A 14,493-nucleotide genomic window follows, 5' to 3' on the forward strand; every position below is an offset into this window, starting at 1 on the left:
TTCAAATTGATTTTATTGAATTGTAATGTTTGCTCCGTTGTATAGCTTACCTTCAGAAGAAACAATGTAGCTTTCATCGGCTGATAAGCCTGATAATACTTCTACTTGATCTCCAAAAGTTCTTCCTAAGCGTAACCAACGTAGAACAGCGGTATTACTTTGACTTACCGTATAAATTCCTGATAGTTGTCCTTTGTTTACTAAAGCTTCTGACGGAATTAAAACCATGTCAGTACTTTTTTGTGTTTTTTCAACAGGAAACTGAACCGTAGCAAACATTCCTGATAACAAGTTGAAATCCGTTTTATCTAAGTCAATTTTAACTAAGTATTGCCCCCCTGTATTCTTTGCTGAGGTACTTACTTCCGATACTTTTCCTGTAACCGTTTTGTTAATTGATTTGATAGCTACATCAACCTTCGTATCCTTTTTAATTTGAGAAATATCACTTTCAGGTACCAACGCAGTTACTTCAAATCCGCCTTTTCCTTCTACAGATAGTAAAGGCATTCCAGGATTCGCCATTGCACCTTTATCAATAAATTTGTTCGTTACTACTCCTGAAAATGGGGCTCTGATATTCGTGTAAGCAAACTGAGAATTGATTTCATTTCTCATCTGTTTTGCTGCTTCTAAATTAGCTTTGGCAACATTGTAATGAACAGTGATATCGTCAAACTCCTTTTGAGAAGCACTGTTCTGTTCAAATAAGTTTTTAAAACGATTGTAATCTTTTTCAGCACTTGAAAATCCTGTTTTCGCTTTAATAATGTTAGCTTCTACTTGTGCTTTTTTGGCTTGTAAATCACTATTGTTGATAGACAGTAATAATTGACCTTTGTTTACTTTATCACCAACTTTTACGTGTATGTTGGTTACATAGCCCATCATACGAGTACTTAATTCAGCACTGTTGGTAGCTTCCACTTTTCCGCTTGCTGTTATAAACGGATTGTTATCATTAGCGGTTACTTTAGCAACTTTTACAGCTACTGTTGGTTTGTTGTTATTGTTTGTTGTTTCTTTTTTACCACAGCTTACTACTAAAAGTGATGCGGCAAGAGCGATTGTATATATAGTTTTCATTTGTTCGTTTTTACTATTGATTATTTTTTAGTTTACTATCTCAAAATAAATCTATGAGGTATCCAAAGGAAATTGATTTTTAAAAATCGACACAAGTGTCGGAGCATTTTAAATCTCACTTAGTGAGTTAAAAAATCTAAATAAGCTTTGGTATAGTTGTATTGATATACGGTTTGGTAATATTCTAGTTGCTTTTGAGCGTATTGTGTTTCAGCGGTTAATAAATCGGATGTTTTTTCTAACCCTTCTTTAAACCTGTTTTTTCTGATTCGTAAGGCTTCTTCTGATTGTTGTAAGGCTAACTCGGTTAGTTTTAACTGTTCCTCAGCATCAGTTAACAATCGTTTAGTATTATTTAATTCTAATTGACTTTTAGATTTGTACTGCTCGTATTCTAATCTTGATTTTTCATACTGAGCTTTACTTTTTTGCACTTTTCCGTAGCGTTTAGAACCTTTGAAAATATCCCAAGTTAATTGTGCTCCAACTACATATCCACTAGCATCTGCATTGAAAATTTTATCATCGTACAGTTCGTAACTACCAAAAGCATTTAAGCGTGGAAGAAAATCCATTTTATCTGCTTTGTGCATTTTTTGATAGGCTTCAGAAGCTAACTCCATTGCTTTAATGTCTGAACGATTTTCAGAAATAGTAACGTCAGCTAGTTGATTCGTTAAGTGTACTTGCAAACTATCTGAAGGTTCATAAATGTTGTTTTGTTTTTCGTTCATTAAAAAAGACAAGTAGTTAGAGGCATTTAGTACATTGCTTTTTGCTGTTTGTAACTGATTTTTTACTTCAGTAACTCTAACTTCAACTGCTAGTACATCTGCACGTTGTAAATATCCCTGCTTAAAGCTGTTTTCTGCCATTTGTTGATTAGCTTCCGAAGCTTTTAAGGCTTTTTCTAATACTGAAACTCCCTTGTGAGCTAATTGCAATTGCATGTATGCTTTTTCAACTTCTAACAATAAATACTCTTGAGTACGTTGTGTTTGTAAGGTGGTTGCCTCCATTTTAGTTTTAGCAGCTTTACGTTGGTAAATACCATCTAAATTCACTAAAGGCTGTTGTACTTCAATTTTAGTAGCGAAGTTTTGTGTTCGTTTCGGATTGTTTAATAAATCAGGATTGAAATCTGCTTGCGTTAAAATTTCCTGATTCAATTTACTACCAAATGCCATTAATGGATTGGTTGTTACAATTCCTGTATGAGAGGCAGTAATATTTGGTAAGAATACAGCATTGGTTTGCTTATAATCGGCACGTGCTTGCTGATAGTTTTGTTCAGATATTTTTAAAGAGGTGTTATTTTCCTGAACTCTTTTTAAAACTTCACCTTTTGAAATGGAAATTTTAGTTTGAGCTTTTATAGTAGTAGCCATAAAAAAAGCGACTATAAATAAACTAACATATGATTTTTTCATCTTAACTATTTTGTTACAGCAAATTTAGTGGCATAAAACACAGTAGTCAGTAACTAATGTTACAATGAAAAAACGCCTAAACAAAAGTCTAGACGTTATTTACTAACAATTAAAAATCAACTAATACTTGGAAATGTTTCTGTTAAATGCGTTTAAGTGATTGTATGAAGCGTTTAATAAATTGGTATATACATTTATACTGTATTCATTATTGGTGTTCTTAATAGCTAACTGTAGATCCTCAATATCTTTTTCTTCAATTAGCTTACCTACTTCAAGTGCATCTAGTTTAGATTTTTGTCCTTTACTTATTAATTCATCATATAACTTTTGAAGTTCAGAATTTTTAAAAACACCTCTTTCTTTATTTAAGGTAAAGACAATATTATTGTATTGTAATAAACCTTTCATGGCGTTCATATGTCGTTCTTCGCTTTGACTGATGTTTCCAAAAACACGTAGGTTCCATTTTTCATCAAGGAAGTTATAAACATCAAAAGCTAATTTTTCTTCCTCTAACATCAAAAGCATTTCGTTTTTTTCTTGTTGAGAAAGAGTAAGATCGGTATTGTTTGTATTCTGGCAAGAGCTACTAACACTTGAAAAAAGTAATAAGAATAGCAAGCCTATTGTGTTTAATGTTTTCATAATAACAGCTTTTAAATTATATACTAATTTAAATATTGTGTAGGCTGTAGTCTGCAACTTTAGTTACATAGGAGTAAGGTTTTAATAGAATGTCTTTTATTTAGTTAAGTATAAGAACTAGACTAATGCTCGCCATAGTCTACATCATCCATTTTTCCTTTAAAAACTTTATACTGAATAACAAAATAAACAACTACTAGGATTGCAGCTATAAAAAACCAATTTAAACCTACGGACAAACCATACTCGTTAGCAGCTACATTATAAATTGTTAAATCGGGATTTATGTTATTGGTTGAAGGTAAAACTTTAGGGAAAATTGAAGCGACTGTAGTTGCCAAACCTCCTAATAAAAACAAAGAAGAATATAAAAAACCAGTGATGTGTTTTTTGTGCTTTTTTACGTTGAATAAACCAAATAACCCTACAAAAGTTAGCAGAGGGAAAATCCATAAAAAAGGATGCTCTATGAAATTATGAAATGGTTTAGGCTCTATAACATGCCAAGCGATTAATGAAATAATTACTAAACCTAATAAAACAAAAGAAAGAGTAAAAACAACCTTTTTTAGTTGGTTGTTAATACTAGCATTAGTTTTGAAAATAACCCAATTAGCACCATGGATAGTTAGTGATACCACTGCAATAATTCCCAGAAGTAAAGTAAACCAATCTATAACTCCAAGTGTTTCAGAATGAGGAGAGAATTCCGAATTCCATAAAGGGAGGAAAAAGTAATGTGCTTCATGAGTAGAAACACCATCTACTACATTTCCTAGATTAACACCACGTACGACATTTCCTAATGCAACTCCAAAAAATAAGGCAAGAAGTAAACTGGCAATTCCAAAAGCTTTATCCCAAATACTTTCCCATATCCTATTATGTATTTGTCCGCGAAGTTCTAATCCAATAGCTCTAAAAATTAGTAACCATAAAACCATCATTAAAGGGAGGTAAAAACCACTAAATGATGAAGCGTATAAAGTAGGGAAAGCAAAAAATAAAACACCACCAGCAGCAATCAACCATACTTCGTTTGCATCCCAAAATGGACCTATTGCTTTTACAACCTTTTTTTTGTCTTCTTCTTTTTTAGCAAAGAATAAATGAATAATTCCTGCGCCAAAATCATAACCATCTAAAATGACATAAATGGCTAACATTGTAACTAATACTACATACCAAAATAGTTCCATAACTTAACGTGTTGTTTGAGGTCCTTTGTTAATGATTTTTCCAACTAAAATTAAAAATAACATTCCTAATAGTAGATATAATCCGACAAACCCTAAAAGAGTAAATAAAGTGTTTCCTGAAGATACTGTAGGAGATGCTCCAGCGGATGTTCGTAATAAGTTATAAACTAACCAAGGTTGGCGTCCTAATTCAGCAGTATACCAGCCGGTAGTATTGGCAATATATGGAAATGGAATCATGAAGAGTAAAGACCATAAAACCCATTTTGTTTGATATAATTTTTTTCTGAATAACTGTATAATGCTGGCTAACATTAATGCAATAAAAATAGTTCCTAATCCCACCATTATATGATATGCATAATACAAACCCGGTATATTTGTTGGGTAGTTTTTTTCATCAAACTCATTGAGTCCTTTAATCTCAGCATTCCATTCTTGATAGGTTAAAAAGCTTAAGATGTTAGGAACAGCAATTTTATTGTCTAATTTTTTCTCCAGCATGTTTGGTTGCCCAATCAGCACTATTTCAGAGCCTCCTTTTTCTGTTTCAAATATCCCTTCCATAGCGGCAAAGGTTATAGGTTGATATTTGACAACATTTTTAGCGGCTAAATCGCCTGTAGGAAAAGCAACCAGAATAGATGCTATAACTCCAAAAATAACTCCCGTTTTTAAAAATAATTTTCCAAATTCTACGTGTTTTTTATTTAAAAGATAAAGAGCTCCAATGCCAGCTACTACGAAAGAACTCGTTACCAAGGAAGCAGCCTGATTGTGCAAATAAGAAGGCCATAACCATGGGTTTGAGAACAAGGCTGAAAAGTTATTTAGTACAAATTTACCATTGGCTAGTATTTCATATCCTACAGGATTTTGCATCCAAGAATGTGTAGCTATAATTAGAAAACCACTCGCCCAAGAGCCTAAAAAGACAAGGAATCCAGTTAAAAAATGAAAACAGCCCTAAAAAGGAAGATTCTAGGAAGAAAGAAAACATTCCTTCCATAGCTAATGTTTGACCTATAATACCACCAGTAAGCTCAGAGAACTTAGCCCAGTTAGTTCCAAATTGAAATTCCATAGGAATCCCAGTAACAACTCCCATGGCAAAGTTTAAAGCAAAGATTTTCATCCAAAACTTAGCAGCGTCGTTGTATTTTTCAAGTTTAGTTCTTAAAAATTTCCATTTAAAGAAGACTATCATTAGTGATAGTCCCATTGTTAATTGTGGAAATAAGTAGTGAAAAGTAATAGTGAAAGCAAACTGCATTCTATCATAAAAGAGCATGTCTTCCATACCGAAGATTGTTTATGAGGTTATTAAATAAGAACGTTTTTAGTAGCAATAAGGAGGAATAAAAATAATGATATTATTTCACATGACTATTAATGATACTAATCAAATCGTTCTTATATAACATTCCTGATTGTCTCCATAATAGTTTGCCTTCTTTAAAAAGCATAAAAGTAGGTACTCCTCTAATTTGATAGGTGTTTGCTATTTGCGGATTTTTATCAATATCTATTTTTAAAATAGTAACATTTTCACCTAAATCTTGTTTAACCTCCTTTAAAATTGGTGCCATCATTTTACATGGACCGCACCATTCTGCAAAGAAATCAACCAATACAGGTTTCTTACCTTTTATTATGTCTGAAAAATTTCCCATGTTTTAATTTTAAATGAATTATTTACTGTCGTTGTTAAATGAAATACTCCAAATACCACGTACTTGATTTACATCGTAACCCTGCGCTTTATCCGAAGGATATAAAAGAGCTAATTCTTGCAAAGTCTCGGTTTTTATTTGTGTTTTAGGAGTTCCATGGCATTGTAAGCACATGTTATTCGTTATAATTGGATAATAGAATTGTGTTGTGCTTCCTACCTGTTTCGTAACGGGTTTGATGGTTTCGTTGTTGCTTACCACTTTTTTATAGCCTTCAATAATCTCTAATTCTTCTTTGTTAGCAGCATTGTTAGGGTTTCTAGGTTTATCAGAAACTCTTTTGATTGTAGCATTAAAATTAGTAGCCATACTATCGGTTAATTTGTAAGCTTGTTCGTTGCAAAATTGTAAAGCGTGTAAAGTTCCTTGTTTTTGAATAGCTCCCATTAAGTTTTTGCCTAATGCTTTTTTGGTTTCCATGGCGTATTCTAGCCCAATTTCTTCTGGAGTTTTGTCAGGTTCAGTACTGCTTATTTTTCTACCTGAATTGATATAGCTTTTACCTTGTTTAGACTCCCAATGCTCTTTAAACCAACTAGGTTCTTCAATTTGATAGTTGTACAAATAATCAGCTATTTTTTTAAGGTCTTCTTCTTCAAATTTTTGATATGGCATTAGTCCAAATCGTTTAACAGCACCTCTCATTTTAGCGCTTTCTGCTGTAGGATTTAGTACGAAACTTACAAAACTTTTAGTAAATTCTTCTTCCGTAGTATTTGCATTAAGATAATGAGCTTTGATAGCAATCATTGGAGGAGCTACTCTTTCGTCATGTGGTGTAGAAGCATTATGACAAACAAAACAGTTTGTTTCAAGCAATTTTTTCCCTGGAGGAATACTAGCTTCTACAGTTGTAATGTCTTTGGTGTTTTTTTTAGAGTAATCACTTTTTTTAGTTTGATTACAGCTAACAATAGATAAAATTGTAAGTAAGGCTATTAATTTTTTCATCGTTCTAATATTTAGTATAAAGGTAGAACGATTCTCTTATAAAATATGTAACTTAAGTTACAAGGTTAAAGTTCTAACACTTTAATCTGATTTCTATTCAGCTCTATTTTATCTTTTTTTTCTAACGCTTTTAAAAGTCTAGATACAACAACTCGAGAGGTGTGTAAGTCGTTAGCTATTTGTTGGTGTGTTACGCTAATTGTTTCGTTTTGGTTTACTAGAGCTTTATCTTTTAAATACTTTAACAAACGCTGATCCATGTTTAGAAAAGCAATAGTATCAATAGCATCAATAAATTCTTGTAGTCTACTATGATAACTATGTAAAATAAACTCTTGCCAACTTTTATATTTACTAAGCCATTCACTCATTTTTTGCTTAGGTATCATTAAAAGTTTTACATCAGTTTCAGCAACCGCTTTTATCTTGCTTTTAGTTTCACCCATACAACATGAAAGCGTCATGGCGCAAGTATCACCTTTTTCAATATAGTATAAAACGAGATCGTCACCTTCTTTATCTTCACGTAAGATTTTAATTGCACCACTTAAAAGTAGAGGTATAGAGGTAATGTAGCTTCCTATATCAATAATTACATCATTTGCTTTTACATCTTTTGCTATGGCAACATCAGCTATTTCTTTTAATAATGCATCTTCAAATAAATACCCGTAGTATTTCTGTAAGTCTTCAATCAAGATAAAATATTTTTTGTAAAAATAGGTAATTATTTACACTTTAGATATACATAAAATAGTAGTTAATCTATGATTTTAATCAGTTTTTTAGTTGAATTTAATACTGAAATTTGAAATAGTTAATAACACAAAACTATAGTAAAATGAAAAAAAGAACTCCAGTTTCAGCTATAATGACCAAAGAAGTGATTACTTTAAGTAGTACGGATGATTTAATGACTGCGGAAAAAATATTTAAAAAAGAAAAAATAAGACATATTCCAGTAGTAAGTGGAAGCGAAATTAAAGGAATGTTAAGTTATACAGATTTGTTACGAATTAGTTTTGCAGATGCTGTGGATGATAATGAAACAGATGTAGACACAGTGGTATACAATATGTTTACAATAAACCAAGTAATGGCGAAAAACTTAGTAACTGTTAATTCAGATACAGCTATTAAAGAGGTTGCGGAGATTTTAGCGAAAAAAGAATTTCATGCATTGCCTGTTGTAGATAATAATGAATTGGTGGGTATCGTAACAACGACTGATTTAATTAACTTTTTACTAGAACAATTTTAAAAGAAAAGGAGGCTTTTTAGCCTCCTTTTTTAATTTATAATGTTTTTTAAGTTTTCAATTGTATCTGTAGGGTTATCACTACTAAAAACAAAACTACCTGCTACTAGTACATCAGCACCCACTTCGATTAGCTTATTTGCATTTTGGTCAGTTACACCACCATCAATTTCAATTAAGGTAGATGCCTCGCTAAATTCAATCAAGTTTTTTAATTGTTGAATTTTCTTGTACGTATTTTCAATAAATGACTGTCCACCAAACCCAGGATTTACACTCATAATACAAACCACATCTAAGTCTTTGATGATGTCTTCTAAAACTGCGATTGGTGTATGCGGATTTAAAGCAACTCCAGCTTTCATTCCAGCTGCTTTAATAGCTTGAATTGTTCTATGTAAGTGAGTACAAGCTTCGTAGTGTACTGTTAAGATATCAGCTCCTAAATCAGCAAAAGTTTGAATATAACGATCAGGATCTACAATCATTAAGTGTACATCAATAGTTTTGTTAGCGTGTTTTGTAATTGATTTTAAAACAGGCATTCCAAAAGAGATATTTGGTACAAAAACACCGTCCATAATATCAATGTGAAACCAATCAGCATCACTATTGTTAACCATTTCAACATCACGTTGTAGGTTTCCAAAATCAGCCGCTAAAATTGATGGGGCTACAAGTTTTTTCATTACTATAAGTTGTTGTGTTGTTATTTGATGCAAATATAGTTAAAACCAAGTGCATTAAAACCAAAAAGAAANTGCTCTCGTATAGAGAGCTTTCATTCATTAATCAAAAAACGAATAGTTATGATAACTATTTGTTATTGTATATACGGGGCAGAAACTACCCTAAATATGTCATTAAAATCTTACTACGAGATGTATGCTTTAATCTTCTAATAGCTTTTTCTTTAATTTGACGAACACGTTCACGAGTTAAATCGAAAGTTTCTCCAATTTCTTCTAAGGTCATTGGTTGGTGTTCACCTAAACCAAAATATAGCTTAACAACATCAGCTTCACGCGGAGTTAAAGTTTCTAAAGCACGATTAATCTCAATACGTAATGATTCGTGTAATAATGTTTTATCAGGGTTTGGTGATTCACCAGAGTTCAATACATCGTATAAGTTAGAATCTTCACCTTCGATTAAAGGAGCATCCATTGATACGTGACGACCCGAGTTTTTCATCGATTCTTTAACGTCGTTAACAGTCATGTCTAATTTCTTAGCAATTTCTTCAGCACTTGGTGGGCGCTCATTTTCTTGCTCTAAGAAAGCATACATTTTGTTAATTTTATTGATCGAACCAATTTTGTTTAACGGTAAACGTACAATACGAGATTGTTCTGCTAAGGCTTGTAATATAGATTGACGAATCCACCATACAGCATATGAAATGAATTTAAAACCACGAGTTTCGTCAAAACGTTTAGCAGCTTTAATTAATCCTAAATTTCCTTCGTTAATTAAATCAGGAAGAGTTAATCCTTGATTTTGGTATTGTTTTGCAACCGATACCACAAAACGTAAGTTAGCCTTGGTTAGTTTTTCAAGAGCTCTTTGGTCACCAGCTTTAATTCTTTGCGCTAATTCTACTTCTTCATCGGCAGTAATTAAGTCTACTTTTCCTATTTCTTGCAAATATTTGTCTAAAGACGCGGTTTCTCTGTTGGTAACCTGTTTTGTAATTTTAAGTTGTCTCATTCTACTTCAAATGTATTTTAATTTCAGTCTACATTATCTTATACGTAAGCATTGAGTCTTTTGTTACAAAAAAGATGTTTTTTTTTGAGATAATTTATTTGATTGTTCAGTATTGGTTAACTTTGTAGGTTAAAAAAGAAAAAGTAAGTGACCTTCTTTTAAATACTGTGTCTTACTACTATAACTAAAAGAAAACTAACTATACTGCCCCTTGGAAAGTATTGATGTAACAATATTAAGCGACGAAGAATTGGTGCGTAAAATAGTAGAAAAAAATGATACTCATTTATTTGCTGTTTTATACGACCGTTATGCTGGTGTGGTATATAACAAATGTTATGGTTTCTCATCAAGCAAAGAAGAAGCACAAGATTTAACACATGATGTGTTTATTCGTCTATTTGTAAAATTGAGAACTTTTAAAGGAAAATCGAAGTTTTCTACCTGGTTATATTCTTTTACGTACAATTTTTGTGTAAACTACGTACAAAGAGACAAAGAAAAGAAACGAGAAAAAGTAACTGTAGCAACAGACGAAATAAAAGAAGAAAGCAATATTGAAGATATTGATGATGCGACACTATTCGAGTTAAAGTCAGACAAATTAGCTAAAGCACTCGAAATGATTTCTCCTTCAGAAAAAATGATTTTATTAATGAAATATCAAGATGAAATGAGCATAAAAGATATTTCTGAAGGATTAGAATTAGGAGAGAGTGCAGTAAAAATGCGCTTAAAAAGAGCAAAGGATAAAGTAGTAAAAGCGTATAATGAATTGTAATAATTATGGATAATCCGTTCAAAAAAATATTACATAACGAAGAGTTGCCCGAAGTACTTAAGAGTAAAGTGCTTAATGACGTGGCAATGATAAAACTATCCATAGACATGGCTGACTTATTTGTTGTTAAATACCCGAGTACCATTATCGATTTAGTAGGAGGAGGAAAAGCGAAAGAAAAAAAAGACGAGACTAATTAATTGAACCAAATATAGAATACTAGTTATGAATTTTTTAGAAATAGATATTTTACAGCCTTTTAAAGATATTTTTCAAGAGATTATAAACACGCTGCCCATGATAGCCATGTTTGTTCTTTTTGTTGTTCTTTCATGGTTAGTAATAAAAGTGTTTTTATACGTAGTAAGAAAAGCACTAGCAAAAACTAAAATTGATGAATGGTCTAAAAAACTACGAAAAACTGAAATTTTTGGAGATAGTACAATAAATATTGTATTGACCAATGTGATTTTAGCTGTGTTAAAGTGGTTTTTAATTTTCGTTTTTGTAATGGTGGGAGCTGAAATGTTTGGGTTAAACATCGTTTCAGACGGGATAAAAAGCTTCTTCGCTTACCTGCCTAAATTATTAACTGCCTTAGGAATTTTTGTTGCAGGAGCCTATTTAGGAACTGTAGTAAAAAAAGCAATTCAATCCATGTTTAAATCTCTTGAAGTTTCAGGAGGAAACTTGGTAGGGAATATAGCTTTTTATTTGATCGTTGTTTTTTTATCGATTACAGCATTAGATCAAGCAGGAGTAGATACTTCAGTAATAAAAAGTAACGTAACATTATTAATAGGATCGGTACTTTTAGCTTTTACTTTAGCCTTTGGTTTTGGTGCAAGAGAAGCCGTTGCTAGATTACTTTTCGGGTATTATTCTAGAAAGAATATAGAGATAGGATCTAAGGTTATTATTAATGATGTTGAAGGAGTTGTTGTTGCTATAGATAATATTTGTGTAACCATTGCTACTGTAGATGGGAAGGTTATTTTACCAATTAAAGATGTGGTAGATAACAAAATAGTTATAAAAAATTAGTAAAAATTTAACATTTTTTTATATCTTTGACTTTACTAAAAACAATGTTTTTTACAGTACGATAGATTTCGGGGGACTTCTATCTAATAATAAAGAGAAATCTTTATGAAAGAAGGTCGCGAAAGTGACCTTTTTTTATTTTATATAATGTGACTTTTACAGATAAAATGTATCTAAACATATAGAGAATAATAGATTTTGGGGGATTTCTATTTAATCTTAAGAAAAATGCTAACAGAATTCTGTTAGCATTTTCTTTATTAGTTACTATTTATCGTAAAATTTTATTCAAAAGCTAAGTGTAAAAACACACCTCTGGTTCCTAAGTAATTAATAGGATCTGTCCACTGAGAAGCTTTGTTATCGTATTTAACTTCGTTATTTATAGCAAAAACACCTCTTATTGAAGGAGAAAATTTAAAGTAACTTAAGTAAAAATCTACTCCAATACCAACTTCGTACATAAAGTTGTTGGTTGTTGTTCTAAATTCTCCAGCAAAATTATCATCGCTATTTCGTTCGTTACTCGAAAAATTATGATCGTACGAAACTCCACCTATTACATAAGGTCTCATGTTATTAAGTCTATTCGTGCTAAATTTTAATAATAAAGGCATATGTAAGTATGTAGCACCAACTTCACGCGTAGTTATGTTTTCTGGACCTGATATATGATTGAAACGTAATGTTTTGGTATTTGACATTAAACCAGGCTCAAAACGTAGGTTTATGTTGTTGTGAAGTCTTAAATCGGCAATTAAACCAACATTAAACCCAACAGACGACTCTACTTCAATTTCGGGATTGTTAATACTACTTGGTTTGTAGCCTATTTTGTAACCATTATTATTGGCTCCTAAATAAAAACCGTAGTGAAAAAGAGGTTTATCAAAACTAGGAAGTTTTAATATTTTTTCTCTTTGAGCTTGAGCAGCAATAGAAACTGCGAAAAATCCGAAAAGTAAAAGCCTTTTTAACATACTATTTTAAAGCGGTATAAATTGATGCAACACCAAAGGTTACAGGTATATTCTTTGCATTCTTAAACCCATTTTTTTGCAAAATATTGTTGAAAGCCTCTCCAAAAGGAAAAGAATTTGCTGTTTCAGATAAATAAGCGTAGGCAACTTTGTCTTTTGAAAACAGTTTACCGATAACTGGTAAAATAAAATTCGTGTAGAATTTGTACCCTTGTTTAAAAGGAAATTTGGTTGGATTTGAGGTTTCTAACACCACAAATTTACCCCCAGGTTTTAGTACACGAAGTATTTCGGTTATACCTTTATCTAAATTTTCAAAATTTCTAACACCAAAAGAAACTGTAATAGCATCAAAAGTATTGTCAGGGAAAGGGATGTTTTCACTATCGCCAACAACCATTTCTATTTTGTTTGATAAGTTGGCTTTGGCAACTTTTTGTCTACCTACTTGTAGCATTCCTTCAGAAATGTCTAAACCAACAATCCTTTCAGGATTTAATTCAGACATCATTAAGGCTAAATCACCAGTACCAGTTGCAATGTCTAAAATTTGTTTCGGATTATTTTCTCCTATTAATTTTACTACTTTCTTACGCCAGCTAACATCTATTCCAAAAGAAATTACACGGTTTAATCCGTCATAATCTTCAGAAATATTGTCAAACATTTTAGCAACTTGCTCTTTTTTTCCTAATTCAGAATCTTTATATGGTTTGATGTTTTCAGACATGTGTTTTTGTATGGTTTACGGTGAATTATCCGTTAATAGCGACTACTTCGTTAATTTGATTTGGTAACATTTCTTTTAGCATGGTTTCGATACCATTTTTCAAGGTTACTGTTGAAGATGGACATCCACTACATGCTCCTTGTAAAATAACGCTTACTCGTTTGCTTTCTGCGTCGTACGATTGAAAAGCAATGTTTCCTCCATCAGAAGCAACCGCAGGCTTGATGTATTCATCTAAAATATCAACAATTTTAGTTTCAACATCAGTTAAATTCTCTTTAGGGATTTCAACGTTCTGTTTTGTTTGTTGCTTTGGTAATTCAGTAATGATTTCTTTACCTTCTTGAATAAAGTTGCGAATAAATGTACGAACCTCTTGGTAAACTTCATTCCATTCAATCATATCGTACTTTGTAATAGAAATATAGTTTTCAGAAATGAAAATTTCTTTTACAAAAGGAAAGTTGAATAAGGCTTGGGCTAGAGGAGAAGACTTGCTAGCTTCTTCAATATTTGTAAATTCAACATCAGTTTGTGTTAACGCTTTGTTAGTTCCGAATTTCATTACAGCTGGATTCGGAGTAACTTCCGCATACACTTCAATAGCGTCTTTTTTAGTAGTTTCTTCTTTAACTACCGAATTTCCACTTTGAATATAAGCTTCAATTTGTTCTCTAACTTCTTCTTCAACATCATCCCATTGTACGATATCGTATCGTTGAATTGCTATAAAATTAGCAGTCACTAATACTTTTTTTACAAATGGAAGATAAAAAAGTTGTTGAGCTAAAGGTGAGTTTTTAGCTTCGTCAATATTGTTGTATTCATAACTACCACCGTTCACTAAAATTTTGTTGCTAACAAACTTTAAGATGGTTTCGTTATTGGTTTCTTGTATGTTTATTTTGATAGAACTCATAAGTTTTAAATAAGGAGCAAAATT

Annotated in this window: 16 protein-coding genes and 1 pseudogene; 4 read left to right on the top strand and 13 right to left on the bottom strand. The window is 31.8% G+C overall.

Going from position 1 to position 14,493, the window contains the following annotated elements:
- Positions 1 to 12: 12 nt before the first annotated feature.
- The 8 genes and pseudogenes from OU788_RS02605 to OU788_RS02640 all read right to left on the bottom strand — a co-directional run bounded on the left by OU788_RS02605 (position 13) and on the right by OU788_RS02640 (position 7,745).
- On the bottom strand, positions 13 to 1,086 hold the full coding sequence (locus tag OU788_RS02605; protein ID WP_274633721.1) for an efflux RND transporter periplasmic adaptor subunit: 1,074 nt from the start codon (positions 1,084 to 1,086) through the stop codon (positions 13 to 15).
- A 119-nt stretch (positions 1,087 to 1,205) separates the two neighbouring features.
- Positions 1,206 to 2,516 (bottom strand): TolC family protein, encoded by a 1,311-nt coding sequence (locus OU788_RS02610; RefSeq protein WP_274633722.1) that lies wholly within the window; start codon positions 2,514 to 2,516, stop codon positions 1,206 to 1,208.
- 120 nt (positions 2,517 to 2,636) lie between these two features.
- Complete coding sequence (locus OU788_RS02615) at positions 2,637 to 3,164, bottom strand: ferritin-like domain-containing protein (protein WP_274633723.1); 528 nt, start codon at positions 3,162 to 3,164, stop codon at positions 2,637 to 2,639.
- A gap of 122 nt (positions 3,165 to 3,286) precedes the next feature.
- On the bottom strand, positions 3,287 to 4,363 hold the full coding sequence (gene cydB / locus OU788_RS02620; protein ID WP_274633724.1) for a cytochrome d ubiquinol oxidase subunit II: 1,077 nt from the start codon (positions 4,361 to 4,363) through the stop codon (positions 3,287 to 3,289).
- A gap of 3 nt (positions 4,364 to 4,366) precedes the next feature.
- Positions 4,367 to 5,663: pseudogene (locus OU788_RS02625) on the bottom strand (cytochrome ubiquinol oxidase subunit I).
- 73 nt (positions 5,664 to 5,736) lie between these two features.
- Positions 5,737 to 6,036, bottom strand: a complete 300-nt coding sequence (gene trxA, locus OU788_RS02630) for a thioredoxin (protein WP_274633725.1) — start codon at positions 6,034 to 6,036, stop codon at positions 5,737 to 5,739.
- Positions 6,037 to 6,054: 18 nt separating this feature from the next.
- Complete coding sequence (locus OU788_RS02635; RefSeq protein WP_274633726.1) at positions 6,055 to 7,047, bottom strand: c-type heme family protein; 993 nt, start codon at positions 7,045 to 7,047, stop codon at positions 6,055 to 6,057.
- 65 nt (positions 7,048 to 7,112) lie between these two features.
- On the bottom strand, positions 7,113 to 7,745 hold the full coding sequence (locus tag OU788_RS02640) for a Crp/Fnr family transcriptional regulator (RefSeq protein ID WP_274633727.1): 633 nt from the start codon (positions 7,743 to 7,745) through the stop codon (positions 7,113 to 7,115).
- Between the two features lie 143 nt (positions 7,746 to 7,888).
- On the opposite strand from OU788_RS02640, the gene OU788_RS02645 reads away from it, so the two are divergent.
- Positions 7,889 to 8,308, top strand: a complete 420-nt coding sequence (locus OU788_RS02645; RefSeq protein ID WP_274633728.1) for a CBS domain-containing protein — start codon at positions 7,889 to 7,891, stop codon at positions 8,306 to 8,308.
- A 29-nt stretch (positions 8,309 to 8,337) separates the two neighbouring features.
- Here the strand turns inward: OU788_RS02645 and rpe are convergent, their stop codons facing one another.
- Together rpe and OU788_RS02655 are read right to left on the bottom strand one after the other, a co-directional pair.
- Entirely contained in the window at positions 8,338 to 8,994 is a 657-nt protein-coding gene (rpe, locus tag OU788_RS02650) for a ribulose-phosphate 3-epimerase (protein ID WP_274633729.1), read from the bottom strand.
- Positions 8,995 to 9,151: 157 nt separating this feature from the next.
- The gene (locus OU788_RS02655; RefSeq protein ID WP_028891227.1) at positions 9,152 to 10,015 is read right to left on the bottom strand and encodes a sigma-70 family RNA polymerase sigma factor; all 864 of its coding nucleotides are present in this window, start codon (positions 10,013 to 10,015) and stop codon (positions 9,152 to 9,154) included.
- Between the two features lie 211 nt (positions 10,016 to 10,226).
- Between OU788_RS02655 and OU788_RS02660 the strand changes: the two genes are divergently transcribed.
- The 3 genes from OU788_RS02660 to OU788_RS02670 are packed head-to-tail and all read left to right on the top strand — an operon-like array spanning position 10,227 to position 11,840.
- The gene (locus OU788_RS02660) at positions 10,227 to 10,796 is read left to right on the top strand and encodes an RNA polymerase sigma factor (protein ID WP_274633730.1); all 570 of its coding nucleotides are present in this window, start codon (positions 10,227 to 10,229) and stop codon (positions 10,794 to 10,796) included.
- A gap of 5 nt (positions 10,797 to 10,801) precedes the next feature.
- Positions 10,802 to 10,996 (top strand): hypothetical protein, encoded by a 195-nt coding sequence (locus OU788_RS02665; protein WP_274633731.1) that lies wholly within the window; start codon positions 10,802 to 10,804, stop codon positions 10,994 to 10,996.
- A gap of 25 nt (positions 10,997 to 11,021) precedes the next feature.
- Entirely contained in the window at positions 11,022 to 11,840 is an 819-nt protein-coding gene (locus OU788_RS02670) for a mechanosensitive ion channel family protein (RefSeq protein WP_274633732.1), read from the top strand.
- A 284-nt stretch (positions 11,841 to 12,124) separates the two neighbouring features.
- Here the strand turns inward: OU788_RS02670 and porT are convergent, their stop codons facing one another.
- The 3 genes from porT to OU788_RS02685 are packed head-to-tail and all read right to left on the bottom strand — an operon-like array spanning position 12,125 to position 14,469.
- Positions 12,125 to 12,820 carry a type IX secretion/gliding motility protein PorT/SprT gene (gene porT / locus OU788_RS02675; RefSeq protein ID WP_274633733.1) on the bottom strand — a complete coding sequence of 232 codons (696 nt, stop codon included), beginning with the start codon at positions 12,818 to 12,820 and terminating at the stop codon, positions 12,125 to 12,127.
- 1 nt (position 12,821) lies between these two features.
- Positions 12,822 to 13,550, bottom strand: coding sequence for a bifunctional demethylmenaquinone methyltransferase/2-methoxy-6-polyprenyl-1,4-benzoquinol methylase UbiE (ubiE, locus tag OU788_RS02680; protein ID WP_274633734.1), 729 nt, complete (start codon positions 13,548 to 13,550; stop codon positions 12,822 to 12,824).
- A 25-nt stretch (positions 13,551 to 13,575) separates the two neighbouring features.
- Entirely contained in the window at positions 13,576 to 14,469 is an 894-nt protein-coding gene (locus tag OU788_RS02685; protein ID WP_274633735.1) for a NifU family protein, read from the bottom strand.
- Positions 14,470 to 14,493 lie beyond the last annotated feature (24 nt).

The organism is Tenacibaculum sp. L6, assembly GCF_028823685.1.
Lineage (GTDB): Bacteria > Bacteroidota > Bacteroidia > Flavobacteriales > Flavobacteriaceae > Polaribacter.

Coding starts and splice junctions, on each gene's coding strand:
- ubiE (WP_274633734.1), bottom strand. CDS start 13,550: ATGTCTGAAAACATCAAACCATATAAAGATTCTGAATTAGGAAAAAAA.
- rpe (WP_274633729.1), bottom strand. CDS start 8,994: ATGAAAAAACTTGTAGCCCCATCAATTTTAGCGGCTGATTTTGGAAAC.
- OU788_RS02615 (WP_274633723.1), bottom strand. CDS start 3,164: ATGAAAACATTAAACACAATAGGCTTGCTATTCTTATTACTTTTTTCA.
- OU788_RS02685 (WP_274633735.1), bottom strand. CDS start 14,469: ATGAGTTCTATCAAAATAAACATACAAGAAACCAATAACGAAACCATC.
- OU788_RS02610 (WP_274633722.1), bottom strand. CDS start 2,516: ATGAAAAAATCATATGTTAGTTTATTTATAGTCGCTTTTTTTATGGCT.
- OU788_RS02670 (WP_274633732.1), top strand. CDS start 11,022: ATGAATTTTTTAGAAATAGATATTTTACAGCCTTTTAAAGATATTTTT.
- trxA (WP_274633725.1), bottom strand. CDS start 6,036: ATGGGAAATTTTTCAGACATAATAAAAGGTAAGAAACCTGTATTGGTT.
- OU788_RS02665 (WP_274633731.1), top strand. CDS start 10,802: ATGGATAATCCGTTCAAAAAAATATTACATAACGAAGAGTTGCCCGAA.
- OU788_RS02645 (WP_274633728.1), top strand. CDS start 7,889: ATGAAAAAAAGAACTCCAGTTTCAGCTATAATGACCAAAGAAGTGATT.
- OU788_RS02655 (WP_028891227.1), bottom strand. CDS start 10,015: ATGAGACAACTTAAAATTACAAAACAGGTTACCAACAGAGAAACCGCG.
- OU788_RS02635 (WP_274633726.1), bottom strand. CDS start 7,047: ATGAAAAAATTAATAGCCTTACTTACAATTTTATCTATTGTTAGCTGT.
- porT (WP_274633733.1), bottom strand. CDS start 12,820: ATGTTAAAAAGGCTTTTACTTTTCGGATTTTTCGCAGTTTCTATTGCT.
- OU788_RS02605 (WP_274633721.1), bottom strand. CDS start 1,086: ATGAAAACTATATATACAATCGCTCTTGCCGCATCACTTTTAGTAGTA.
- cydB (WP_274633724.1), bottom strand. CDS start 4,363: ATGGAACTATTTTGGTATGTAGTATTAGTTACAATGTTAGCCATTTAT.